Source organism: Streptomyces sp. NBC_00443, assembly GCF_036014175.1.
Classification (GTDB): domain Bacteria; phylum Actinomycetota; class Actinomycetes; order Streptomycetales; family Streptomycetaceae; genus Streptomyces.
On the sequence record NZ_CP107917.1, the window covers coordinates 3,621,396 to 3,645,831 of the forward strand.

Below are 24,436 nucleotides of genomic sequence, written 5' to 3' on the forward strand. Positions count from 1 at the left end.
CCGCCGTACCCCGCCCCCGCCGTACCCCGGCTCGGCCGCGAACTCCGGCCCGCCGAACCGGAGCCCGGCGTCACACCAGACGCCGCGCCGTGGCCCACCGCGTCAGCTCGTGCCGGTTGGACAGCTGAAGCTTCCTCAGAACCGCCGACACATGGGACTCGACCGTCTTGACGGAGATGAACAGCTGCTTGGCGATCTCCTTGTACGCGTACCCCCGCGCAATCAGCCGCAGCACCTCCCGCTCGCGCTGAGTGAGCCGGTCGAGGTCCTCGTCGACCGGCGGCGCGTCCGTCGACGCGAAGGCGTCCAGTACGAACCCGGCGAGGCGCGGCGAGAACACCGCGTCGCCCTCCTGGACCCGGAAGATGGAGTCGACCAGATCGGTGCCGGTGATCGTCTTCGTCACATACCCGCGCGCACCGCCCCGGATCACCCCGATCACATCCTCCGCCGCGTCCGAGACGGACAGTGCGAGGAAGCGGACGGGCTGCTCGGCGTCGCCCATCAACGGAGCGCAGCGGCGCAGGACTTCGACCCCGCCGCCGCCCGGGAGGTGCACGTCGAGGAGGACGACCTCGGGACGGGTCGCGGTGATGACCGTGACCGCCTGGTCGACGTCCGCGGCCTCTCCGACGACTTCGACGCCGGTCTGCTCGGTCCGGCCGATCTCGGCCTGGACTCCCGTACGGAACATGCGGTGGTCGTCGACGAGGACCACGCGCACGTGTCGCTCGCCCGCGCTCCCGCCGGTCGACTCCACTGGCTCGTTCGCCTCGGTCGGGTCGCTCATGACGTCTTCTCCGCCCTCTCCATCTCCAGCTCGACCTCCGTGCCACCGCCGGGCACCGCCCGGAGCCGGGCCGTACCGCCGTTGCGCTCCATGCGGCCGATGATCGATTCTCTGACGCCCATGCGGTCGGCGGGTATCGAGTCGAGGTCGAAGCCCGGACCGCGGTCCCGGACGGACACGAAGACGGTCTTGCCCTCCACCTCGGCGTAGACCTGCACGGCGCCGCCCTCGCCACCGTACTTCGCGGCGTTCACCATAGCCTCGCGCGCGGCTTGCATCTGTGCGGCGATTTTCTCGTCGAGCGGGCAGTCACCGACGACCACGACCTCTATGGGGACGCCGTGCTTGTCCTCGATCTCGGCGGCGTTACGCCGGACCGCGTCGGCCAGGTTGGTGGGTTCGTCGGCCTCGTCCTTGCCGGTTCCCTCGGGTTTGTAGAGCCAGGTGCGCAGGTCGCGCTCCTGGGCTCGGGCGAGGCGGCGGACCTCGTTCGCGTTCTCCGCGTTGCGCTGGATCAGGGTCAGGGTGTGCAGCACCGAATCGTGGACATGCGCGGCGACCTCGGCGCGCTCCTGGGCGCGGATGCGCATCAGGCGCTCCTCGGAGAGGTCCTGGGTCATCCGGACCAGGTACGGGCCCGCGAGGAGTGTTATGCCGACGAGGACTGCCAACGCCGCCTGCAGGACCGAGCCGAGGTGGGCGGCGGAGCCCTGCAGGACGAAGATGCCGGAGACGCCGGCCGTGACCAGCACGACGCCGCCCGCGGCGCGCAGGAGAGTAAGGGTGCGCCGACGCCGCCCGGCCTCCATCCAGCGGGCCCGGCGGGCGTTGTCCGCCTGGCGCCAGACCAGGGCGACGCCCGCGCCGACGAGCACGGCGGGAAGAAGATAGGCCTTGGCGCCGCTTCCCAGGTCCACGCTGCCGACGAAGACCATCGCGACCACGACCATGAGGAGCAGGGCGACGATCTGCCCCTTGTCCGGCTTGCGGGCGACGAGTCTGCGGCGGCCGTCGGTCGCGGTCTCGGTGGTGAAGGTCGACGGCTTCTGCGCGTCGACGCCGCCGACGCCGAGCGGCACGAAGAACCAGAACGCGGCATACAGCAACGCACCGAGGCCGTCCGCCATGAACAGGCCGACGAAGACGAGTCGCACCCAGATGACGGGCAGGCCGAGATGCCCGGCGAGCCCCCGCGCCACGCCCCCGAGCCAACGTCCGTCGCTGCTGCGGTAGAGCTTGCGCGGCGGCCGCGGTTCGACGAGTGGCGCTGCTGCGGCTTCCGGCATGCCATCGATGTTCACACGGTCGGAGCACCGGAGCATCAGGGTCGACCCCCGATACTCCCCTGATCTTCGACATTCACCGCCTCGAACGGTTCCCCGCAGCCGCCTCAGGGCCGATATCAGGGTCCGACCAGGGTCATTCCGACTCCCGCCACGCCGACCCGCCCGTCACCATGGACACATGACAGATCACCAGCACGCCGCGGACTCCGTGCCCGAGCCGGACGCCGTGCCCACCGCGGGCACGACGTCCGACGCGGCACCCGCGAGCGCCGCGGGTGAGGAACCCCGCGTGCGCACGGGCGGAGAAAGCGGAGAAGCAGTCCCGTCCGAGGAGGCGGGCGCACTCGAACCGCCGCACAGGTTCCGGCGCGACCGCCGGCACAAGATGCTGGCCGGCGTCTGCGCGGGGCTCGGAAGACAGTGCGACATGGACCCGGTGATCTTCCGGATCACCCTCGCCGTCCTCTCCGCGACCGGCGGCATCGGCCTCATTTTCTACGGCTTCGCCTGGCTCTTCGTCCCGTACGACGACGAGGACGAGAACGAGGTGCGCAAGCTGCTGACCGGCCGCGTGGACGGCCAGGCGCTGACGGCCGTGCTGTTCGCGCTGGTCGGCTGCGGCGTCCTGCTGACCCTGCTGAAGAACGCCGGTGTGCTGGCCTTCGCCGTGGTCCTCTCCCTCCTCCTCGCCGGAGCCGGCTACTGGTCGCGGCACCGCAGCACCCCCGACCCCGACCCGCTCGCCGCCCAGGCCGTCGCCGACGCCCCGCCGGAGGCCCAGGCCCCACCGGTCCCCGCCGCCTTCTCCTCCTGGTGGCGCGAACCCATCGTGAAGGACGGCACGCACGAGGGCGGCACCGGCTATCTCTGGGGTCCCGGCGACTCCCGCGACCGCGACATCGCGGCGGCGGTCAACATCAGCCTCGGCACGACCTGGAGCAGCCGCCAGGACATACGCACCCGGCTTCCTCAGCAGCCGAAGCAACGCGGCCCCCGCTGGATCGGCGGCTGGGTGTTCCTGCTGGCCCTGCTCGCGGGCGCCCTCGGCACCAGCGCGACCTGGGCGGACCGAGCGCTCGGAACCAGCCTGCAGACCGGCCTGGCCTGCGCACTGCTCGTCCTCGGCCTGGGCATAGCGGTGAGCGCGTTCCTGGGCCGCACGGGAGCGGGCTCCATCTTCCTGGCAATCATCACCGCGGGCCTGCTGGCCGCCTCGGCAGCATTGCCCAAGGACATCAGCACCCACTGGGTAGAGAGAAGCTGGCGCCCGGCGGCCGTGACCGACGTCCGGCAGCAGTACGACCTGGGCACCGGCGTCGGCACTCTCGACCTGACCCGCCTCGACCTCACCGACAACCAGACGGTGACGACGAGAGCAGACGTGGGGGTGGGCCAACTCAAGGTGATCGTCCCCAAGGACGTGACCGTGGAGTTGAGCATCGACGTGGGGGTGGGCGACATCCAGCTGCCGGGTGACGACAAGCAGGATGTGGACGTGGCACCGGGCAAGCACAAGGAGCTGACCCTGACACCGGCCAAGGGCACCAAGGAGACGGGCACGCTGGACCTCGACCTGAGCGTCGGCGTGGGACAGGCGGAGGTGACCCGTGCTACGTCATGAGTTCCAGCCCGGAAGGCTGGTCGCCGGCACCTTCCTGACCCTCGCGGGCATCATCTACGTCGGAGACGCGGGCGACGCCTGGGAGACCCCATGGTTCGTGGTGATCCCCATGGTGATCGGCGGCCTCTGCCTGGCAGCCGCGGTGGCGCTCACGGCCCGGGGAATCCGCAGACGTCGCAGCTCCACTACTCCGCCCAGAGACCACCCGACACCCCCGGACCCGGCCCCGAATCTCAAACCGTGAAGCACTCCACTGACGACTGCACGGGCTACCGATAGCCCCCGACCCGCTGCCGTCGCCGCCTGTGAAATGCGGCATCCACCGAGAACATGGGGGCGCCCGCCAGCACGAGAGGCAGCCAGGCCATCAGATAGGCCAGGTCATTGCCGTAGTAGTAAGGATCGGAGGCCCAGCTCACCGTCAACCACAGACTCAGCGAGATGAGCGCCCCACCGAGCGCCGCCAATCGGGCGAACAACCCGATCAGCGTGCCGATCCCGACGGCCAGCTCACCAAAGGCGATCGCATAACCGAACCCGACAGGACTCTCCAGGGCCATGTCGACCATGGCCGGAATCGCTGAGGAGTCCCGAACGGCCCGCATCATGTCGCCGACCGAGCCCGCGCCGGAGTCCTTCATGAAGGCGCTGTCGGTGAGTTTGTCCAAGCCGGCGTAGATGAAGGTCACGCCCAGGAAGACACGGAGCGGTAGCAGTGCGTAGCGGGTGGCGCTGTCCCGCCAGTTCCGGTCGCCGTCGAGGTAAGGGGGGTGCGTGTCCGTATGCATACCGTGAGTCATCGCCCGTAGCCGCCTCTCGCCCGCCGTGCCCTGACCCCTCAAAGAACGATACGTACGCAGTGGCTGCGCCGCTCAACCCGAATTCTGGGACCTGCCCCGCCCGAAGGAAACCCTGCGTCGCCTCCGAGCCCTGGGGGCCGCCCGCCGCCCCCAGCCCCCGCTTCGGCCCCAGGGCCCCGTCCACACACGCCGGACGGGCTGAGATTGCCCGGACCGGCACTGGAAAGTGACCGGCAGAGTGACCGTGATGGTGGGCGCACCCCGGGGCGCCACAGTCGCCCAGGGCGGCAAGGGGACGTGCCGGGGGTGTCCGCCCGCAGTGGCCGGCGTCAACACGCGGCACCTCTTGGCCTAAGGGGACCGCCGGTCCGAGGACGGACACCCCCGGCACGGCCCCGACCCACCGCACACCCTCAGGCGCAACGCGAACCCCACCGAAGCAGCCACAGGCCGTCGCAGGCACCCCCCGCCCCCAACCCCCGAAGGCCGTCGCCCCCGTCAGTCAGTCACGTCAATCGCATACCGATTCGTCTCCACCCCCGCCGCAGTAACCACCTGCACCTCCACCCGCCCAGGCTCCACCTCGACCGGCACAGGCACGGTAAGCACCGCATCCGTGGGATTGCTGAACCCCCCGCTCACCGGCACCAACGGCACATGCACATGCACCGCCCCGACCCGCACCACCATCCGCGTCAACCGTTCCGCCCCCTGCGCCCCCGGCGGCACGAACCCCGCTCCCCGGATCTCGATGTCATCGCCGGTACGGATAGGCGCGTCCAGATCCCCCGCCTCCCGCGCCCGCACCACGGAAAGGATCACCGGCCGCCCCCCTTCCGCATACTTCCCGGCCAGGTAGGTGGCCGCCGAGATCAGCACCACCACCGCCAGCCCCCATGGCAGATCCGGCAACTGATCCGGCCGCCGCCCCAACCGCACCGCCGCGAACAGCAGCGCAACCCCGCCGATCACGACGTACTGGATGTCGGCGAACGTCCCCCGCCCCGCGTCATCCGTCAGCAGATCCGCCGCCCGGGGCCGATCCGCCCGCAGCTTCTGCAGCCGCTGCCCGAGCACCCGCACCCCGACGACCCGCCGCACGAGCACCGCGAGCGCACACAGCACCGCGAGCACGGTCACGACACCCGCGCCACGCCTCAGCTCAAGGCCGGCGATCAGCGCGTCGCGCTCCGCGTGGCCGGACGCCACCGCCAGTTGCCCCACCAGCACGAGCACGGCGTACGCGACGAACAGCACCCACGCCCCCGCCACCGCACGCGACGTGGACAGCCGGTTGTCCTCACCGATGACCGGAGCCAGCGCCCCACCCCGCGCCCGGTGGAACCACGACGCCGCGGTCAGCGCCCCGGCCGTCACCAGCGCGGCCAGCAGTCCGGCCGTACGCGCGGCTGTCCACCCGGCGCCGATCGCCGTGAACGCCTGCCCCAGGAGCAACGCCATGACCAGCGCCCAGACCACGTACGCCGTACGCGACCACAGCCGCGCCAGCCACGCCTCCCCCTCGGCCCGTCCCCGCTGGGCGACGAGTTCGGCGGACTGCGTCAGCTCCTCGGAGACCCACTGCCGGGAGGCGGAGGCCGAGTGGGCCACGGCCGCCGGCAGTCCCTGCCCGGCCGCGAACTCGTCCCGCTTCAGCAGGAACTCGGCGACCGCACGCCGATGCCCCGCCCGCGCCCCGTGCGGACAGTCCCCACAGGTGCAGCCGCCTCCATGCGCGCCCACCACCGCGCCCCCATGCCCAGCTTCCTGCACCGCCACGCCCGACGCCCGCCTTCCCGACAACCCTTACGAACCCACGAACTCACGAATTCAGGAACTCACGGCCTTGGGGCACTACGCCCTTCTCAGGCCCCGACAACCCTCGACAACCCTCATGGCCTTATAGCCCCACGGCCCACCGATCGGCAGCCCGATCTCAGATACCGGCCATCACTGTTTTCGGACATCGCTGTCCTCGGCCATCGCCGCACCACCACCGCACCACCGCCGCACCGCAGCCGCACCACCGACAACTCCCGCACGACGACGACGAATTGTCCCGCACCCCGCGCGCTCCCCACCCGGCAGGTCCGGTCGGCGCGGGTGAAGACGGGGCCACCGTGTTGACCCGGCTGCGAGAATTTCTCCATGGCCGAGATCATCCAGCGCGACGGGACCTGGGCCTTCGACGGCACAACGGTCCGGATCACGCCGGGACTCCACCGTTCCGTGCCGCTGTTCCGGCAGACGTACGGGGAGATCGCCGTACCCCTGGAAGCCGTCGCAAGCATCGTCTTCGAGCCCGAACGCAGGCGCGGACGGCTGCGCATGCGGCTGCGCGAGGGTGCCGACCCGCTCCTCCAGGCGACCGGCGGGCGGCTCCCCGACCCGGCCGACCCCTATCGGCTGACGGTGGACATCGACCGTGCCGGGGTCGCCGAGTACGTCGCCGAGGAGATCCGCCGCGCGCTGCTGCTGGACCAGATCCCCAAGGAGCCGACCAAGGCCTATCTCCTCCCCGGCCCACCGGTCCCGGTCTCCGTCCGTTCCTCCGACGGCACGGTGTCCTTCGACGGCGTCCAGGTGCGGATCGACTGGTCCGACACCTCCGAGCGGGTCAAACGGGCGACCGGCCCGCGCATCATCGACGTAGGCGACCTCGTCCAGGTCGAATGGCTGCCCAACTCCGGCTACGAGGACGGCTTCCTGCGCTTCGTGACCCGGGAGACGGTGTTCTCCAAACTGCCGCCGGAGAAGGATCCGTACGCCCTTGACCTGTGGGGCAGCGCCCGCCGCGACCTGCTCACCGCCCTGGTCGCCACCGCGGTCACCGCCCGTCTGCCGCACCCGTCCACCCGCCCCGGCGTCGCGGACCCCACCGACCGCCCGCAGCTTGCGGCGTCCCTCCCGCCCCGAGCCGACCACCACGACGTGCTCCTGCGCAGGCTGCGAGAGTTGGGCGAGCTGCACCGGGACGGGGTGCTCACGGACGAGGAGTTCGCGATGACGAAGGCGGTCGTCCTCCGCAGCTTCTGATCACGCCTGAACCCTCAGCTCAACAGATCCGGCTCACTCCGGCTGACGTCCTGCCACAGCGGCTGGTAGTTGATCCAGGCCACCAGATCCCCGCCCAGCTGCTCCCGCGTGGCCACCGCCTGCCGATGCTCGATGAGGACCGGGCGGCCCGCCGCCCTGGCCGTCAGCTGCACCTGGCTGGAGCGTTCCATCGACAGGAACCACCAGGCCGCCGCGTCCACCGAGTCGCCGACGGTCAGCAGCCCGTGGTTGCGCAGCACGAGGGCCTTGTGCGTGCCCAGCGCGCCCGCGATGCGCCGGCCCTCCAGGGCGTCGACGGCCACGCCCGAGTAGGCGTCGTAGAGGGCGTGGTCCTCGTAGAAGGCGCAGCTCTCCTGTGTGATCGGGTCGAGGAGCTCGCCGAGCGCCGCGAGGGCCCGCCCGTGCACCGAGTGGCAGTGGGCGACCGCGACGACGTCCGGGCGGGCGGCGTGGACCTGGGAGTGCACGGTGAACGCGGCCTGGTTGACGTGGTAGCGGCCCTCGATCACCTGCCCCTCGGAGTTGGCGAGGACCAGGTCGCTGACGGTGACGTGTCTGAACGGCATCCCGAACGGATTGACCCAGAAGCAGTCGCTGAACTCCGGGTCGCGCGCGGTGATGTGTCCGGAGACTCCGTCCTCGAACCCGAGCCGCCCGAAGATCCGCAGCGCGCCCGCGAGCCGCTCCTTGCGGTGCCGGCGCTCGTCCTCGACCGACTCGTGCATGGGCGGCATCGCGAACTGCAGACGGTCGGTCGGCAGGGGCGAAGGCGGGGTGGACCCGAGGGGCGTCCCGTGCATGTGTCCTCCAGCACTGGGTTGCTTATGTGGCGGAAGTTACCGTCGGTCAGCGCAGGAAAACAGAGTTGTTCTGTAAAGATGACGCACGCAACGCTCGCGGGCGCCGCTGGGCGCAAAGCGCATACCCGACAGCAGATGTCAGGTATCGGCGCCACACTCACCGTATGACAGCGAACTGGGCAACCTTCACCGCGGCCGAGCCGGACCTCGCCCGCATCGCGGAGGAGCGCTTCGGCGCCTTCACGCACCACGTCCTCGCCACCCTCCGCAAGGACGGCTCCCCGCGCACCACCGGCCTGGAGGTCCGCTTCCTGAACGGCGAGCTGTGGCTCGGCATGATGCCGGACTCGCTCAAGGCCCTCGACCTGCGCCGCGACCCGCGCTTCGCGCTCCAGGCGAACCCCGGGGAGGGACAGTCCATGGGCGGGGGCGACGTACGGATCGCCGGGCGGGCGATCGAGGTCGAGGACCCGGAGCAGAAGGCCGCATACGGCGAAGAGGTGGAACCGCCGGAGCCGTTCCACCTCTTCCGTACCGAGCTCACCGAGGTCGTGAGGACCTACATCGAGGACGACAAGTACCTCGTCGTCAAGATCTGGCAGCCTGGGCGGCCCCTGCGCACGATCAAGCGCACCTAGGGGCTACTCGCCTACTCCCACTCGATGGTGCCCGGCGGCTTCGAGGTCACGTCGAGGACGACGCGGTTGACGTCCCGCACCTCGTTGGTGATCCGCGTCGAGATCTTCGCCAGCACGTCGTACGGCAGCCTCGACCAGTCGGCGGTCATGGCGTCCTCGCTCGACACCGGCCGCAGGACGATCGGGTGGCCGTAGGTCCGGCCGTCACCCTGCACGCCCACGCTGCGGACGTCCGCGAGCAGGACCACCGGGCACTGCCAGATGTCACGGTCGAGGCCGGCGGCGGTGAGCTCCTCGCGGGCGATGGCGTCGGCCTCGCGCAGGAGGTCGAGACGCTCCTTGGTCACCTCGCCGACGATGCGGATGCCCAGGCCCGGGCCGGGGAACGGCTGGCGCTGGACGATCTCGTCCGGCAGGCCGAGCTCCTGGCCGACCATCCGGACCTCGTCCTTGAACAGCTTGCGCAGCGGCTCGATCAGCTGGAACTCGAGGTCCTCGGGGAGGCCGCCCACGTTGTGGTGGGACTTGATGTTGGCGGTGCCGGTGCCGCCACCGGACTCGACAACGTCCGGGTACAGGGTGCCCTGGACGAGGAACTCCACCGCCGGGCCCTCGTCCGCGATGATCTCGGCCTGCGCCTGCTCGAAGACCCGGATGAACTCCCGGCCGATGATCTTCCGCTTCTCCTCGGGGTCCGAGACCCCGGCGAGCGCCTTGAGGAACCGCTCCTCCGCGTCCACGACCTTCAGCTGTACGCCGGTCGCGGCCACGAAGTCCTTCTCGACCTGCTCGGTCTCGCCCTTGCGCATCAGGCCGTGGTCGACATACACGCAGGTCAGCTGGGAGCCGATGGCCTTCTGGACCAGCGCCGCCGCGACCGCGGAGTCCACGCCGCCGGACAGCCCGCAGATGGCGCGCCGGTCGCCGACCTGCTCGCGGATGGCCGCGACCTGCTCCTCGATGACGTTGCCGGTGGTCCAGTCCGGCTTCAGGCCCGCGCCGCGGTACAGGAAGTGCTCCAGCACCTGCTGGCCGTGCGTGGAGTGCATGACCTCGGGGTGGTACTGGACGCCGTAGAGCTTCTTCTCGTCGTTCTCGAAGGCGGCGACCGGGACGACGTCCGTGGACGCGGTGACGGCGAAGCCCTCGGGGGCGGCGGAGCAGGCGTCGCCGTGCGACATCCACACCTGCTGCTCGGCCGGGGTGCCCTCGAAGAGGGTGGAGGACGACTTCGAGACATGCAGATCCGTACGGCCGTACTCGCGCGCACCGGTGTTGTCGACCGTCCCGCCCAGGCTCGTAGCCATGAGCTGGAAGCCGTAGCACATGCCGAAGACGGGGACGCCGGCCTCGAAGAGGGCGCGGTCGAGCTGCGGGGCGCCCTTCTCGTACACGGACGAGGGGCCGCCGGAGAGGATGATCGCCGCCGGGTTCTTGGCGAGCATCTCCTGGACCGGCATGGTGCTCGGCACGATCTCGCTGTAGACCCGGGCCTCGCGGACGCGACGGGCGATGAGCTGGGCGTACTGCGCACCGAAGTCGACGACCAGGACGGCGTCGGGGGCGGCTGCGGGGTTCGCTGATGACACGGGTTGCCTTCCGGCGGTGAGCGAGGTGTGTGTGAGCCCGAGTCTACCGGGGTCCGCGGGGCCCCTCCCGGGGCAAGCCCCGTCTCAGGATGCGAACCGCCTTGGACTCCCCCGGGCGGCACGGCATACTGACCCCATGCTCACGCACCCGACCTTCCTCTTTACCTATGGCAACCGGCCCACCGGCTGCCATGGTCGTGCTGCTTGAGCAACTGACAAGCGACTTCCCAGGCGCCCCGGGCCGACAAGGTCCGGGGCGCCTGGCGTTTGCGGATCCTGTCGGTCACGAGGCACCGCCCCGCCCACGAGGAGCCCCGAAATGACCGCCATCGACATGACCGGCGCCCGCACCACCGAGGCCGCGGACGTGATCACCGGTGCCCGTGAACGCATCGACGCCCTGGACGACCGGATCATCGGGCTGATCCAGGAACGCATGGCCGTCTCGGCCGTCATCCAGGAGGCGCGGATCGGTTCCGGCGGGCGGCGGGTGAACCTCTCCCGCGAGATGGACGTCCTCAACCACTACAGCGAGGCGCTGGGCAGGCCGGGCACGGCCCTCGCCATGACGCTGCTCGAACTGTGCCGGGGTCGCATCTGAGTTCGGGCCCCCTCTCACCCGGTCGGAGCGTGACGCCGCCCGGAACCCTTCGTTGGTACCGGTGTCCGTGCCAGCCAGGGGCGGGCCCGAAAGAACCACGCGTGGCTCGCTGGAGCGATGTGGCGTACGGATCGTCCCGTACGCCGTGGGACCTCGCTCCATGAAAGTGACCGGACAGCAGGGGACAGCAGCCCGGTCACTCAAGAGAACGGTCGGCTCCGGGGACGCCCGGGGCCGGCCGGCGGAAAGGGCAGGACGGAGTAACGCCGGGATCGAGCGGTTGCGGTGGCCGAGCCCGTCCAGCACGATGCGTAGAAAGCTCCAAGTCCTTCCGTGGACACCTGCAACCCCCTCGGCCCGGCCGTGCGCTGACGCACTGCCAGATGCCGAGGCCCACAGGACCAGCGGCGCACTCCCCCGGCGCCGCTCCCCAGGCACCGACGCTGCCCTGACGTCGGTGCTGACGAAAGAAGGGCCCCGCGGCTCCGTCCCGCGGGGCCCTTCTCATGCCCGTCTCGGGACGCCCCCCGACATGATGCAGATCATGTGACGCAGGCCACATAAGAAATTTGTTAATGACAGTGCAACCATTCACAGCCGTCACTGATCAAACCGTGCGTACCAAGGGCCACTCCCGCGCCCCACACGCGGAGGCCTCCCTGTATGCGCGTGCTGCGACATCGCAGCACTCCGGACTTTCGAGGTCTTCATGAAGCTTCGCCGTGCCCTGGCCGCTGCGGCCGCGACGGCAGTCATAGCGCCGATCGCACTGCTGTCCGCGCCGGCCGCGTTTGCCACGGACGACACTGCGACGCCGACGGCGTCGGAGAGCACGCCGGCCGCCGAGGAAAGCACCCCCGCGGCCGAGGAGAGCACGCCGGCCGCCGAGGAGTCGACCCCGGCCGCCGAGGAAAGCACCCCCGCCGCGGAGGAGAGCACCCCCGCCGCCGAGGAGAGCACGCCGGCCGCCGAGGAGTCGACCCCGGCCGCCGAGGAAAGCACGCCGGCCCCGGAGGAGAGCACCCCCGGGGACGACGAGTCCTGGAACCCGTACGAGGACTGCGAGACCTTCGACCTCGACGACAACCTCAAGGCCGAGATCTCCGGCCTGCCGAGCAAGATCGTCGCGGGTTCGGGCTGGCACAACTTCGAGTTCGTCGCCACGAACAACTCCGACAAGGACCTGGCGAACGTCTGGATGGAGGCGTTCACCGAGTACGCGGAGGAGACCGAGGAGTCGCTGTACCTGGACATGGCCGAGATCCAGGTCAAGCAGGACGGCAAGTGGACCAGCAGCTACCAGGACTTCTACAAGGACGAGGACGGCGAGGTCGTCTTCACCGGCAGCTTCGTCGCCTCCCTGGACAAGCTGGAGGCGAACTCCTCCTCCACGCTTGACCTGCGCGTGCGCGTGAAGTCGTCCGCCCCGGCCGGTTCGTCCTTCGCCCTGAGCCAGGCGATCTACGCGGGCGACGACGCCGCGTGCTACGGCAACGGTGAGTTCTACGAGTTCACCGTGCTCGCCGCGGGCACGAAGCCGGGTGACGTCGACCCCGCCAAGCCGACCGGTGAGAAGCCCTCGGGCGTCGACGGCAAGAAGCCGCAGGGCGAGGTCGAGGAGGTCACCGGCAACCTCGCCGAGACCGGTGCCGACTCGAACCTCCCGGTCATCGGCACCATCGGTGGCGTCGCCATCCTCGCCGGTGCGGGCGTCGTGTTCGCCATGAAGCGCCGCAAGGTCGGTGCGGAGGCCTAAGTCTCACCGGAGCTCTACGCAAGACGGAGAAGGACCTGCGCTCGGAGGGGGGCGCAGGTCCTTCTCTGTTGTCGGTGTCGCGTCGCCGGGCGTTACTTCTTCGGCGGCACCGTCGGCATCCCGAGGAACGGCAGCTTCAGGGCCCCGAAGGCCTCCGCCGGGACCACCGGGGACTTCGGCTCGATGGGCTTGAGGCGTTCGTACGCCGCGCCCTGCGCCGGGCGCTGATCCGCCTCGTCCTTGTTGGGCCAGTGCGACATCGCCCGCTCGGCCTGCGCGGTGATCGTCAGGGACGGGTTGACGCCGAGGTTGGCGGACACCGCCGCTCCGTCGACGACCGAGATACCGGGGTGGCCGTACAGACGGTGATACGGGTCGAGTACGCCGGTCTCGGGCGAGTCGCCGATCGGGCAGCCGCCGAGGAAGTGGGCGGTGAGGGGGGTGCCCATCAGCTCGCCGACGTTGGAGCCGGCGAAGCCGTTGATGTCGGCCGCGATCACCGAGGCGGCCTCCGAGGCGGCCTTGATCTGCTTGGGGTTGGGGGCGCCGTGGCCCTGGCGGGCGGTCAGCAGGCCCTTGCCCACGCCGTCCGACTTCAGATACGTCGTCAGCGAGTTGTCCAGCGACTGCATCACCAGGCCGATGATGGTCCGCTCCGACCAGCGGCGGTTGGACAGGGAGCGCAGGACGAGGATGGGGTGGCGGGCCGCGTTCGCCAGCCAGGCGCCGGCCCGCGAACGGCCGTCCACGTAGGGCACTTGCAGGATCGACAGGCCGCCCATCGAGTTGGAGCCCCTGCCGTAGCGGACCGGCTCGATGTGGGTGTTCTCGTCGGGGTGGATCGAGGAGGTGATGGCGACTCCGCGCGTGAAGTCGACCTTCGGCTGCCCCGTCGCCTTGCGGTAGCGCCGGTTGTCGGTCTGCGCGCCGACCAGGGCCTCCGAGTTGGTACGGGTCAGCTCGCCCAGCTTGGCTGAGAGGTGCGGCAGCTGGCCGCCCGCCTTCATCCGGTGCAGCAGGGTCTGGGTGCCGTACGTACCGGCGGCGAGGACCACCTTGCGGGCCTTGAACAGCCTGCCCTCGCCCTTCTTCCCACGGTCGGTCGGCAGGGTCGCCACCGCGAAGCCGCCCTGTGAGTCGTCCGTGACCGAGACGACCGTCGTCAGGGGGTGGACCACCGCGCCCGCCTTCTCGGCCAGGTAGAGGTAGTTCTCGTTGAGGGTGTTCTTCGCACCGTGCCGGCAGCCGGTCATGCACTCACCGCACTCGGTGCACGCCTTGCGCGCCGGTCCCGCCCCGCCGAAGTAGGGGTCCGACACCTCTGTGCCGGGCTCGGCCCGGGACTCCCCCTCGGCGTCCTTGCCGTCGCCGAAGAACACGCCGACCGGCGCCATGTGGAAGCTGTCGCCGACGCCCATCCGCTCGGCAGCCGCCTTCAGGTGGACGTCCGACGGGGTCATCGTCGGGTTGATCCGTACGCCGAGCATGCGCTGCGCCTGGTCGTAGTACGGCTTCAACTCCTCCTGCCAGTCGGTGATGTCACGCCACTGGGGGTCGTCGAAGAAGGCCTTCGGCGGTACGTAGAGGGTGTTGGCGTAGTTCAGTGAGCCGCCGCCGACGCCCGCTCCCGCCAGCACCATGACGTTGCCCAGCAGGTGGATGCGCTGGATGCCGTACATGCCGAGCTTGGGGGCCCACAGGTAGTTCTTCAGGTCCCAGGAGTTCTTGGGAAGGGTCTCGCGGGTCCAGCGGCGGCCGGCTTCGAGGACACCGACGCGGTAGCCCTTCTCCGTCAGGCGCAGCGCCGTTACGGACCCGCCGAACCCCGATCCGACGACGATGACGTCATAGTCGTATCCGGAGCCGTCGTCCTGATTCTGGGCAGAGTTCTCCTGTGACACTTGCTCTCCTCATTGAAAGCGGTGAAGCGGCGGTGCGGTCGAGCGGGATCTAGCGGCCTCTTTCGGCCTCTATCTGCCTCTAGCGGAAGCGGAACGCCTTCATCAGCCGCAGGCTCCGGCTCATGAACTGCGCGTACTTCTCGTCGTCCATCCCCAGCGACGGCGCCATCGGCAGCAGCCGCTGCTGGGCGACCGTCTGGGCCTCCGTGTACTTGAGGATGCCCTCGGAGCCGTGGCGGCGGCCGAGGCCGGAGTCCTTCATGCCGCCCATGGGCGACTGGACGCTGCCGTACGCGGGGGCATAGCCCTCGTTGACGTTGACCGTGCCGGTGCGCAGGCGGGCGGCGACCGCGCGGCCGCGGCTGCCGTCCTTCGTCCAGACCGACGAGTTGAGGCCGTACGGCGTGGAGTTGGCGAGTTCGATCGCCTCCTCCTCGGTCTTGAAACGGTAGATGGAGACGACCGGACCGAAGGTCTCCTCGGAGCAGACGGCCATCGGCGCCTCGACGCCGTCGAGGATCGTCGGCTCGAAGAAGTACGGGCCGATGTCGGGGCGGGCGGTGCCGCCGGCGACGAGCTTCGCGCCCTTGGCGACGGCCTCCTCCACATGCCGGGTGACCGTCTCCAGCTGGCGTTCGCCGACCAGGGAGCCCATGTCGGCGCCGTACGCGAGGGACTTGCCGAGCCGCATCGCCTTGGTGCGGGCGGCGAAGCGCTCCACGAAGGCGTCGGCGACGGACTCATGGACGTACAGGCGCTCGATGGAGATGCACAGTTGGCCGGCGGAGGAGAAGCAGGCGCGGAGGGCGCCGGCGGCGGCCTTCTCTACGTCGGCGTCTTCAAGGACCAGCATCGCGTTCTTGCCGCCGAGTTCGAGCGAGACGCCGACCAGGCGGGCGGCGGCGCCCTGGGCGACCTCGCGGCCGGTGCGGGTGGAGCCGGTGAAGGAGACGTAGTCGGCGTGCTTGACGACCTCGGGGCCGATGACCGGGCCCTCGCCGAGGACGACCTGGAAGACGTCGGCGGGCAGTCCCGCCTCGATGAGCAGGTCACGGGCCCACAGGGCCGTCAGGCAGGTCTCGGTGTCGGGCTTCATCACGACCGCGTTGCCCGCGACGAACCCCGGGAGCGCGTCGCCGACCGACAGCTCCAGCGGGTAGTTCCAGGGCGCGATCTGGCCGACGACACCGCGCGGGTGGCGCAGTTCGGTGACCTTCGTGAGCGTGGGCATGGCGCCCGCGTGCCGCTTCGGCTTCAGATAGGAGGGTGCCTTACGGCCGTAGTGGCGGGCCGCGACGGCTACGGCCTGCACCTCCTCGTGGGCGTGCAGGCGGGCCTTGCCGGTCTCCAGCTGGATGAGGTCGAGGACCTCGGCCTGGCGTTCGAGCACCAGGTCGTGGAAGCGGAGCAGGACGGCGGCGCGCTGCCGCACGGGCACCTGCGCCCAGACGGCCTGGGCCTTACGGGCCGCCTCGAATGCCTTCGCCACGTCCTCGGGCGTGGATTCGGGCAGGTCGGCCAGCTTCTCGCCGGTGAACGGCGTGTGGTTCGCGGTACGGCCGGAGCCGGCCACGCCCTTGGTGAGCTGGGCCACCAGCTCGGGGGTCACCACGTCGGCGGCGGTACGGGCGCCCTCCGGGGCGGGGGCGAGGGGGTTCGTGCCGGTCTTGGCCGGGGCCTGCGCGTCCGTCATGAGCCGCAGAGTATGCCGCGACGGAGGCTTTGTGTACCCGTCGGTAACGGGGATTCACCGAGTGCTCACATGCTGCCAGTGTCCACTGGCAGTAAACGCGCTGATCAGGGCGTTGCGCGGGGACGAGGAGGTGGCGCTCAGTCCGCTCCGATCTCAAGTCGGTCACGGGCGCCCTTGAAGACCGCGGTGCCCTTCTTCTCCGTGGGCGTGCCCTTGGGCATGTCGACGCGCAGCTCGTACATGCGGTCGTCGCCGGTGACCACGAACAGCTGCATGACGCGGCTCGGTGACTCCTCCTTGTTGTAGGTGATGTCGGAGAGGACGGCGTCAAAGCCCTTGAAGGTGGTGCGGGTGGACTGGCCACTCGCGTCATGGTTGTAGCTGTCCCAGGTGTCGAGCGCGTACTGCGCCTGGTCCAGCAACGGGCGGGGCGACTTGTCCCACCGGGTGAGGCGGACCTGGACGAGGCCGATGTCGTAGACGACGAGCCGGGGCTGGTCGGTGGCGCTGCCTTCCCGCGCCGTCTCCTTGTACTCGGCCGGGAGGGAGAGCACGGCGTCCATCTCCTTCTCCCGGTGCGCGATCCAGGCGCCGACGGTGGGGGTGGAGCTGGGGCGGGGGCGGGGACTCGAGGTGCTCGGCGCCAGGGGGGCCGAGGAGTAGACGGGGTTCATCTCCTTCGGGTCGTCGCCCTTGTCGACGAGGAAGGAGGAGGTGGTGAACCAGGTGCCGGCCACGAGGAGGACGCCCAGGACGGCGACGGGAAGGGGGCGAAGCCAGGAGCGGGCCCTGGGCGCCCCGGGCCTGGAGGGGGTCACGGAGGCGGTTGGCGGTTCGGGCAGTGCTTCCGGGGGCGCGTCCGGGGTTGCTTCGGACGCCGCTTCAGAGCCTGACAGGCCCTGCTCGCCCGCCGTTTCCGAAGCCTCCGACGCCTCCGACGCCTCCGTCTCGGAAGGTGCCCGTTCGGAAGCCGAACGTTCGGAGGCCGCACGTTCGGAGGCCGCACGCTCGGAAGCCGCACGTTCGGAGGCCGCACGCTCGGAAGCCGCACGCTCGGAAGCCGCCGCGCCTGAGAGCCGTACCGTCCCCGCGTCCTCCGTGAACTCCCGCAGCCCCGAGGCGTCCTGGGGCCCCGCCCCCGCAGCACCCACTGCGGGCTCCGGCACCGGCCACCCCTGCGCGACCGCCTCCAGCACGGCGCCGACATCCTCCGCGTCAGGGCGCAGCTCGGGATCCTTCACCAGCAGCCGCACGATCAGCGACCCCAGCGGCCCCGCCTGTTTCGGCTCGGGCGGGTCGCCGGCGAGGATCGCGGCCAGCGTGGACTCCAGGGTCGTACGGCGGAAGGGCGACCAGCCCTCCACGGCGGCGTACAGGAGCACCCCCAGCGACCACAGGTCGGAGGCGGGGCCGGCGCCGCGGCCGGACATCCGCTCGGGAGCGATGAACTCCAGGGAGCCGACGAACTCGCCGCTGACGGTGAGGGATTCCTCGCCCTGGATGTGGGCGATGCCGAAGTCGGTGAGGACGACGCGGCGGTGGGCGCCGAGCAGCACGTTGGCGGGCTTGACGTCGCGGTGCACGATGCCGACGGCGTGCGCGGCGCGCAGGGCGCCGAGGACGGCGACGCCGATGCGGGCGGCCTCGGCGGCCTCCACCGGGCCGCGCTGGAGGACCTCGTGCAGGGACTCGCCGCGCACCAGCTCCATGACGATCCAGGGCAGTCCGTCCTCCACGACGACGTCATGGATCGAAACGGCGGCCGGATGGTCGACGCGGGCGGCGGCGCGGGCCTCGCGGTACAGACGGTGGGCGGCCCGCTGGTGGCCCGCGTCCTCCCGGTCGCCGGGCAACCTCGGCTGTTTGACGGCGACTTCACGGTCCACCAGCTCGTCGAGCGCCCGCCAGACGGTGCCCATACCGCCGGAGCCGATGCGCTCGACCAGGCGGTAACGCCCGCCGATCACACGCCCCTTGGGGCCGGTGCCGCCCCCGTCACTACTCATGCCCCATGCCTACCTTGCGGGGCGGGCCCTTGGCCAGTTCAGAGCTTGCCGATGTCCAGGTTGGCGATGGTCGTCTGCGCCACCTCGCGTCCGCGGTCGATGAAGTCGCCCTTGCCCGGATAGCTGACCGTCACCTCGTACATGTCGCCCGCCGTGGTCTTGTAGTAGAAGATCTTCAGCTCTCGGGGGCGCGGGTCCTCGGTGTCGTCGGTGGTGTACTTGACCGTGTTCTCGGCGGACTGCCTGCCCTGGTACGTGGTCTGCTTCGTGTCGGTCCCGGGGCCTTCGGGCATGGAGAGGTCGTAGCTGCCCTGCTCCTTGAACACCTCGTTGTCGGCGTACATCTCGGCCGCCGCGGAGTTCTTGATCTGGTTCGAGGTGTCCTCGGACTTGCGCGCGAGTTTCACACGGATCCAGATGCTGCCGCTCCAGTCGGAATAGGTGACCCAGTTCTTTTCCGTGTCGTCGGCGTCCGGCCTGGCCACCTGGTAGGCCGCGGGCACCTTCAGGGTCACACCCAGCTTCGGGTGCGCCCGCTGCGCCCAGCCGTCCGGAGTGGACCCCGCGAACGGATCCGCGATCACCAGATACGCCGCCACCGCCCCCGCGACGACCGCCGCCCCGATTGCGAGCAGCGCCTTGCGCCCCAGCAGGATGCCTCCCTTGGCGCCCTCCGCGACTCGCACGATCTGCGTCGTCGGGGCCGGAGCCGGCGGGTTCGCCGTCTGCTCCAGCAGCGCACGCGTCTGCGCGGCGTTCGGGCGGCGGGCCGGGTCCTTCTGGAGCAGGCCATTGATGGCCTCGGCGAGCGGGCCCTGCGCGGAGGCGGGCGGCGCGGGCGTGGCGTTGAGGACCGACTGGAGGGTCGCCGGGGTGTTGCTGCGGCGGAACGGCGAGACGCCCTCCGTCGCCGCGTACAGGAGGACGCCCAGGGACCACAGGTCGCTCGCCGGTCCCGGCCGCTGGCCCAGCACCCGCTCCGGCGCGATGTACTCGGGCGAACCGACGAAGCCGCCGGTGTCAGTCAGGTTGGTCTCGCCCTCGATCTGGGCGATGCCGAAGTCGGTGAGGACGACGCGGTCGTGGCGGCCGAGGAGGACGTTGTCCGGCTTCACGTCGCGGTGCAGGATGCCCGCCGCGTGCGCGGCCTCCAGCGCGCCGAGCACTTCGAGGCCGATTCTCGCCGCGTCCCGGGCACCGAGCGTGCCCTCCTGCAGCGCGTCGCCCAGCGTACGGCCCTGCACCAGCTCCATCACGATCCACGGCTGGCCGTCCACGACCGCGACGTCATGCACGTTCACGACCGCCGGGTGGTCGAGCCGGGCCGCGGCGCGGGCCTCGCGGCGCATCCGCTCGAAGGCGTTGGAACGTTCGCGATCGGGAAGGTGATCCGGTACGCGCGGCTCCTTGACGGCGACTTCGCGGTCCACCGTCTCGTCCTTGGCCCGCCAGACGGTACCCATCCCGCCGTGCCCGAGCTTGGCGAGCAGCCGGTAACGGCCGGCTATCAGACGTCCGGTGCCGGGGTCCGGGGTGGGTGGCGTGGCGGGGTGGGCGGGCGCGGCGGAGGAGGCGGACGGGGCGGGCCCGGCGGGTGCGGGCTGGTGGGGCCCTGGCTGGTGGGGCGCACCCTGCTGCGGTACGGCTTGCTGCGGTCCGCCCTGGGTCGGCGACGCATACGGGTTGCCCGGGTGAGGAACGGGACCGGGCGAGTTCGGCTGCGGTGGTTGCAGTTCAAAACTTGTCGGCTCGTCGGACCGGTAAGGGACTCCCCCGTTGCTGCTCATGCGTCCATCCATATCGCGGCAAGCGTCTCGGTATCCAGCGGGAATGCTTTCCGGTCACAGAGCCGTGACTCAGCTCGCAACTTATCTCCGCTTTATCCGGGGTTGGTCGGCGCGAGGGGTGACGGGGTGGAGGCGGCCTGGGGTGAGAGGGGGCGGTGGGGGCGCCGGGGGTACTGGACGGACGGGGGCGGGGTGTGCCGGAGGGGGTGACCGTGCCGGGCTTGGTGGAGGGGCTTGCCGTGTCGGGTCTGCCGGACGGGCTTGCCGTGTCGGGCCTGCCCGACGGGCTCGCCGTGCCAGGTCCGCCGGAGGAGCTCGGTGTACCGGGTCGGCCGGAGGCGCTCGGTGTCCCGGTCGGGCCGGCCGACGTCCCCGGCGTCGAGCTGGGGGGCACCACACCTCCGTCCCCGCCCCGGCTCACCAGCAGGGCCGCCGCCGACACCCCTGCGACCGCCATCGCGGCGACCAGCACGACGGTGGCCAGTTTGCTGCGCGTCGAGTACGAGCCTTCCCCACCGCCGACTGGGCGCACGACAGACCTGCCGAACCGTTTCTCCGCAGGCACGCGCCCCGTGTCCTGGAACTCCCGCAGCATCCGCTCGGCTGCCTCCGCGTCCAGCCGCAGCGCCGGATCCCGCTCCAGCAGGCCCTGAACGACGGGCAGGATCGGCGCCGCCTGCGCGGGCGGGCAGATCTCGTCGGACACGACGGCCAGCACGATGCCGCTCAACGAGTCGCGCCGGAAGGGCGATTCACCGCTCAGGGCCGCGCACAGCAGCGCGCCCACCGACCACAGGTCGGATGCGGGGCCGGTCCGGGAATCGGACATCCGCTCCGGTGCGGTGTACTCGGGCGAGCCGACGAAGGACCCGGACTCGGTGAGCGTGGTCGCGCCGGCCACCTGGGCGATGCCGAAGTCGGTGAGGACGACGCGGTCGGTGCCGTTCTCGATGAGCACGTTGGCCGGGGTGATGTCGCGATGCAGGACACCGGCCGCGTGGGCCGTCTGCAACGCGCTCAGCAGGTCGGCGCCGATCCGGGCGGCCTCCGGCGCGTCGACGGGGCCGTGCGCCGCCATCCGGTCGGCGAGGGAGTCGCCGTCCACCAACTCCATCACGATGTACGGGCGTTCGTCGTCCTCCAGGATGTCGTGGACGACTATGACGTGCGGATGGCTCAACTGCGCCACCGCCTGCGCCTCGCGCAACGTGCGCTCACGCGCTCGCCGGGCCTCGGCCGCGGAGAGCGTCTCGTCGAGGGGGAGCTCCTTTACGGCCACCCTTCGTCCGAGCAACTGATCGGTCGCCTGCCATACGACACCCATGCCGCCGCGACCGAGCCTCGCCTCGAGGCGGTAACGCCCCGCGATCACACGGAAGTTGGCTCCCTCGGTCCCCATGCGCCCCATCATGCAGCACCGGACGGACCGACTCCGGGGCGCCGATCGGCCAACTATGCAAAGCAGCAAAGGGTTCCAAAAGCCGCGGGATGCTCGGCGGGGGTGCCGGGAGGCTTGGGTGCCGGGCCGTGGGGGTGGGTTCGGCGAGGGGGGCTGTGAGGGGTTCGGGTAGGGGTGCGGGGAGGGGTGCGGGGTGCGGGGAGGGTCTCGCGGCCCGGGGCCGGGAGGGCTCGGCTCGGGGTCGAGAGGGCTCGGCTCGGGGTCGAGAGGGCTCGGCTCGGGGTCGGGAGGGCCCGGAGACGGGGCCAGGAGAACCCGGAGACGGGGGCCAGGGCGGGCCGGGGACGGAGCCAGGACGACCCGGAGACCGAGCCAGGACGACCCGGAGACCGAGCCAGGACGACCCGGAGACCGAGCGAGCAGGGCCCCGAGACGGGCCAGGGCGAGCCCCGGGACGGGGCCGGGAGGACCCGGGAACAGGGCCAGCGAGGGCCCGGAGACGGCGAGGTGCGGCGAGGCCCTGAGACCAGATGCCGTCAAGGCCTAAGGGACAGGTGCCGCGAGGCCCTCGGGAACCCCAACGGTGGCAGAGCTTCGGGGGACGCACGCTGCGAGGAACGTCGGAAGCCGCGCGCCACGAGGAACCTCGGGATCGGGGTGCCGCGGGGCCTCGGGCCCCGCGCGCCGGGCACGCCAGGCACGCCCACCCTGGCACTCAGCGAGAACTCACGGGAGCCGCGTACCGCGACAGCCTCGGGCCCCCGCACCCGAGGAACATCCGGACCCCGCGCGCAGTGAGGCACCCCGCGAGCCCCGCGATGGCTGTGGCGCACCAGGCCATCACGGCCGCGGCAACCGACTTGTCAGTCCCGCTCTAGGCCCCGGCCCCGCGACCCCGCATGCCGCATCAAGCCCCACGGCCCCTGCAAGGCCCGGTAGCCGCCCGCCGCAAGGCCCCCGCACTCAGGAGCCGCCGGCGCCGCTCGCCTGCCACCCCTGCAGCACGGCCGTGAACTGCTTGCGTGCCGTTGCCCAGTCCGGCTCGGGCGAGGACATGTAGATCGCGTACTCCGTGCCGTCCCGGTCGATGTACGCCTGGTCGATGGCGCGGCGCGGGCCGGGGAACGGGGTGTCCTTGGCCAGGGCGGTCCACGTGTACTCCCACAGGGCGCCCTCGCGGTCGCGGTAGAGGTTCTCCTTCAGATACGCGGTCCGGTAGTCGACCAACTTCTGCCCCACCTGGTCCTCCAGGTCACGCATGTGGTCGTAGGCCTTCGCGAAGTCGGGCGAGGTGTCGACGGCGATGCGGACGAAGTGCTCGCCGCCGTCGGGGGTGTAGTCGACCTGCTGGAGGCCGTCGACCTCCTTGCCGACCACCTCCCGCTCCCAGCCCGCGGGCAGGTAGAGGCTGAAGCCGAGGGGATCCACGTAGCGCTTCCAGGACGACGGAACGCCGGCCTCCGGGCGCGCCGTCTCGCTCGACATGGAGCCGGGTGAGGAAGCAGCGGGCGTGCCACCGCTTCCCGGACCCCACCTGTGCAGCACCACCGCGGTGCCCCCGCCGATGATCGCGGCGATCGCGACGACGAGGGCGAGCGTGCGCAGCCGACGGCGTCTGCGCGTCGGCCGGGCGGGGGCGCCACCCGTGCCGGTGCCTGAGGTGGCGTACGGCGGGCCGACCGTCGTGGGCCCGGTCATCGGCGGGTACGGCGTACCGGTCGCCGCCGTCCGTGCCCCGGCGGGCACGGGCACCCCGGTGGTCGCCCCGGCGTGCCCGGACCCCGTGCGTGCCTCCGGCTCGTACCGCGTGTGCTGCGTGGGGACGTACATCTGCGCCGCGCTGGGCCGCCGTCCCTCCGCTGCCTCGGCCAGCATCTGCTCGGCCTCGGCGGCGCCGGGCCGGGTGGCCGGATCCTTGCGCAGCAGGGCGCTGATCACGGGCGCGAGCGCGCCGGCGTGCTGCGGATCGGCGGCCTCCTCCTCGACCACCGCCTGCATGGTGCCCAGCGGCGAGGTCCGGCGGAAGGGCGAGCGGCCCTCCACGGCCGTGTAGAGCGTCGCGGCGAGCGCCCACAGGTCGGAGGAGGGGCCCGGGTCGTGGCCGCGGACGCGCTCGGGGGCGAGGTAGTCGACGGAGCCGACGACCTCTCCGGTGCGCGTGATGGTGGAGTCGCCCTCGATCTGGGCGATGCCGAAGTCGGTCAGCAGGACGCGGCCGTCCTCGGAGAGCAGGACGTTGCCGGGCTTGACGTCGCGGTGCAGGACACCGGCGGAGTGCGCGGCGCGCAGCGCCCGCAGCACCCACAGGCCGATACGGGCGGCCTCGGCCGGCTCGACGCGTCCGTTCTCCTTGACCGCGTCGGCCAGGGAGTGCCCCTCGACCAGCTCCATCACGATCCACGGCCGGCCGTCGTGCTCCAGCACGTCGTGCACGGTGACGACGGCGGAGTGGTTGATGCGCGCGGCGGCGCGCGCCTCGGCGCGGGTGCGGGCGAGCAGCCGCTCCTGGTCGCTCTCGGAGACGTAGAGCGCGGCGGTCAGCTCCTTGATCGCGACGGCCCGATGCAGCACCTCGTCATGCGCACGCCACACCCGGCCCATGCCGCCGCTGCCGATCGCGTCGGCGAGCCGGTAGCGGCCCGAAATGAGCTGGCCCTGCATCTGATTCACGTTGCCCCGCAATGCTCTTGACAGGGTCAGGTTAAGGACCGG

At 71.1% G+C, this 24,436-nt stretch carries 17 protein-coding genes and 1 pseudogene; 6 read left to right on the plus strand and 12 right to left on the minus strand.

Going from position 1 to position 24,436, the window contains the following annotated elements:
• Positions 1–70: 70 nt before the first annotated feature.
• Positions 71–790, minus strand: a complete 720-nt coding sequence (locus OHO27_RS15995) for a response regulator transcription factor (RefSeq protein WP_328424460.1) — start codon at positions 788–790, stop codon at positions 71–73.
• Complete coding sequence (locus OHO27_RS16000; RefSeq protein ID WP_328424462.1) at positions 787–2,076, minus strand: ATP-binding protein; 1,290 nt, start codon at positions 2,074–2,076, stop codon at positions 787–789. Before OHO27_RS16000 ends, OHO27_RS15995 begins: the two co-directional genes overlap by 4 nt.
• A gap of 178 nt (positions 2,077–2,254) precedes the next feature.
• Between OHO27_RS16000 and OHO27_RS16005 the strand changes: the two genes are divergently transcribed.
• Together OHO27_RS16005 and OHO27_RS16010 are read left to right on the plus strand one after the other, a co-directional pair.
• Positions 2,255–3,697, plus strand: a complete 1,443-nt coding sequence (locus tag OHO27_RS16005; RefSeq protein WP_328424464.1) for a PspC domain-containing protein — start codon at positions 2,255–2,257, stop codon at positions 3,695–3,697.
• Positions 3,684–3,941 (plus strand): hypothetical protein, encoded by a 258-nt coding sequence (locus OHO27_RS16010; protein ID WP_328424466.1) that lies wholly within the window; start codon positions 3,684–3,686, stop codon positions 3,939–3,941. The genes OHO27_RS16005 and OHO27_RS16010 overlap by 14 nt, the downstream gene beginning before the upstream one ends.
• Positions 3,942–3,966: 25 nt before the next feature.
• Here OHO27_RS16010 and OHO27_RS16015 read toward each other — a convergent pair whose 3' ends face one another.
• Both OHO27_RS16015 and OHO27_RS16020 read right to left on the minus strand, forming a co-directional pair.
• Positions 3,967–4,497: a DoxX family protein gene (locus tag OHO27_RS16015; RefSeq protein WP_328424468.1), complete on the minus strand. Its 531-nt coding sequence runs from the start codon at positions 4,495–4,497 to the stop codon at positions 3,967–3,969.
• A 498-nt stretch (positions 4,498–4,995) separates the two neighbouring features.
• Positions 4,996–6,276 (minus strand): hypothetical protein, encoded by a 1,281-nt coding sequence (locus tag OHO27_RS16020; RefSeq protein WP_328424470.1) that lies wholly within the window; start codon positions 6,274–6,276, stop codon positions 4,996–4,998.
• A gap of 369 nt (positions 6,277–6,645) precedes the next feature.
• Between OHO27_RS16020 and OHO27_RS16025 the strand changes: the two genes are divergently transcribed.
• On the plus strand, positions 6,646–7,533 hold the full coding sequence (locus OHO27_RS16025; protein WP_328424472.1) for a DUF4429 domain-containing protein: 888 nt from the start codon (positions 6,646–6,648) through the stop codon (positions 7,531–7,533).
• A 14-nt stretch (positions 7,534–7,547) separates the two neighbouring features.
• Here the strand turns inward: OHO27_RS16025 and OHO27_RS16030 are convergent, their stop codons facing one another.
• Positions 7,548–8,354: a class II aldolase/adducin family protein gene (locus OHO27_RS16030; protein ID WP_328424474.1), complete on the minus strand. Its 807-nt coding sequence runs from the start codon at positions 8,352–8,354 to the stop codon at positions 7,548–7,550.
• 164 nt (positions 8,355–8,518) lie between these two features.
• On the opposite strand from OHO27_RS16030, the gene OHO27_RS16035 reads away from it, so the two are divergent.
• Positions 8,519–8,992, plus strand: a complete 474-nt coding sequence (locus OHO27_RS16035; RefSeq protein ID WP_328424476.1) for a pyridoxamine 5'-phosphate oxidase family protein — start codon at positions 8,519–8,521, stop codon at positions 8,990–8,992.
• A gap of 11 nt (positions 8,993–9,003) precedes the next feature.
• Here OHO27_RS16035 and guaA read toward each other — a convergent pair whose 3' ends face one another.
• Positions 9,004–10,581, minus strand: coding sequence for a glutamine-hydrolyzing GMP synthase (guaA, locus tag OHO27_RS16040; protein ID WP_328424477.1), 1,578 nt, complete (start codon positions 10,579–10,581; stop codon positions 9,004–9,006).
• A 313-nt stretch (positions 10,582–10,894) separates the two neighbouring features.
• On the opposite strand from guaA, the pseudogene OHO27_RS16045 reads away from it, so the two are divergent.
• Both OHO27_RS16045 and OHO27_RS16050 read left to right on the plus strand, forming a co-directional pair.
• A pseudogene (locus tag OHO27_RS16045) lies at positions 10,895–11,182 on the plus strand (chorismate mutase); the annotation flags it as partial.
• A gap of 709 nt (positions 11,183–11,891) precedes the next feature.
• Positions 11,892–12,938: an LAETG motif-containing sortase-dependent surface protein gene (locus tag OHO27_RS16050; protein ID WP_328424478.1), complete on the plus strand. Its 1,047-nt coding sequence runs from the start codon at positions 11,892–11,894 to the stop codon at positions 12,936–12,938.
• 92 nt (positions 12,939–13,030) lie between these two features.
• On the opposite strand, the gene OHO27_RS16055 is transcribed toward OHO27_RS16050, so the two are convergent.
• The 6 genes from OHO27_RS16055 to OHO27_RS16080 all read right to left on the minus strand — a co-directional run bounded on the left by OHO27_RS16055 (position 13,031) and on the right by OHO27_RS16080 (position 24,385).
• Positions 13,031–14,839 (minus strand): GMC family oxidoreductase, encoded by a 1,809-nt coding sequence (locus OHO27_RS16055; protein ID WP_328424480.1) that lies wholly within the window; start codon positions 14,837–14,839, stop codon positions 13,031–13,033.
• Between the two features lie 79 nt (positions 14,840–14,918).
• A complete protein-coding gene (locus tag OHO27_RS16060) occupies positions 14,919–16,532 on the minus strand; it encodes a succinic semialdehyde dehydrogenase (RefSeq protein WP_328424482.1) in 1,614 nt (537 codons plus the stop codon).
• A 137-nt stretch (positions 16,533–16,669) separates the two neighbouring features.
• Entirely contained in the window at positions 16,670–18,538 is a 1,869-nt protein-coding gene (locus tag OHO27_RS16065) for a serine/threonine-protein kinase (protein WP_328424484.1), read from the minus strand.
• Positions 18,539–18,576: 38 nt separating this feature from the next.
• Entirely contained in the window at positions 18,577–20,325 is a 1,749-nt protein-coding gene (locus tag OHO27_RS16070; RefSeq protein WP_328424486.1) for a serine/threonine-protein kinase, read from the minus strand.
• Positions 20,273–21,724 carry a serine/threonine-protein kinase gene (locus OHO27_RS16075; RefSeq protein ID WP_328424488.1) on the minus strand — a complete coding sequence of 484 codons (1,452 nt, stop codon included), beginning with the start codon at positions 21,722–21,724 and terminating at the stop codon, positions 20,273–20,275. Before OHO27_RS16075 ends, OHO27_RS16070 begins: the two co-directional genes overlap by 53 nt.
• Before the next feature lie 963 nt (positions 21,725–22,687).
• Positions 22,688–24,385, minus strand: coding sequence for a serine/threonine-protein kinase (locus OHO27_RS16080; RefSeq protein ID WP_328424490.1), 1,698 nt, complete (start codon positions 24,383–24,385; stop codon positions 22,688–22,690).
• Positions 24,386–24,436: the final 51 nt, after the last annotated feature.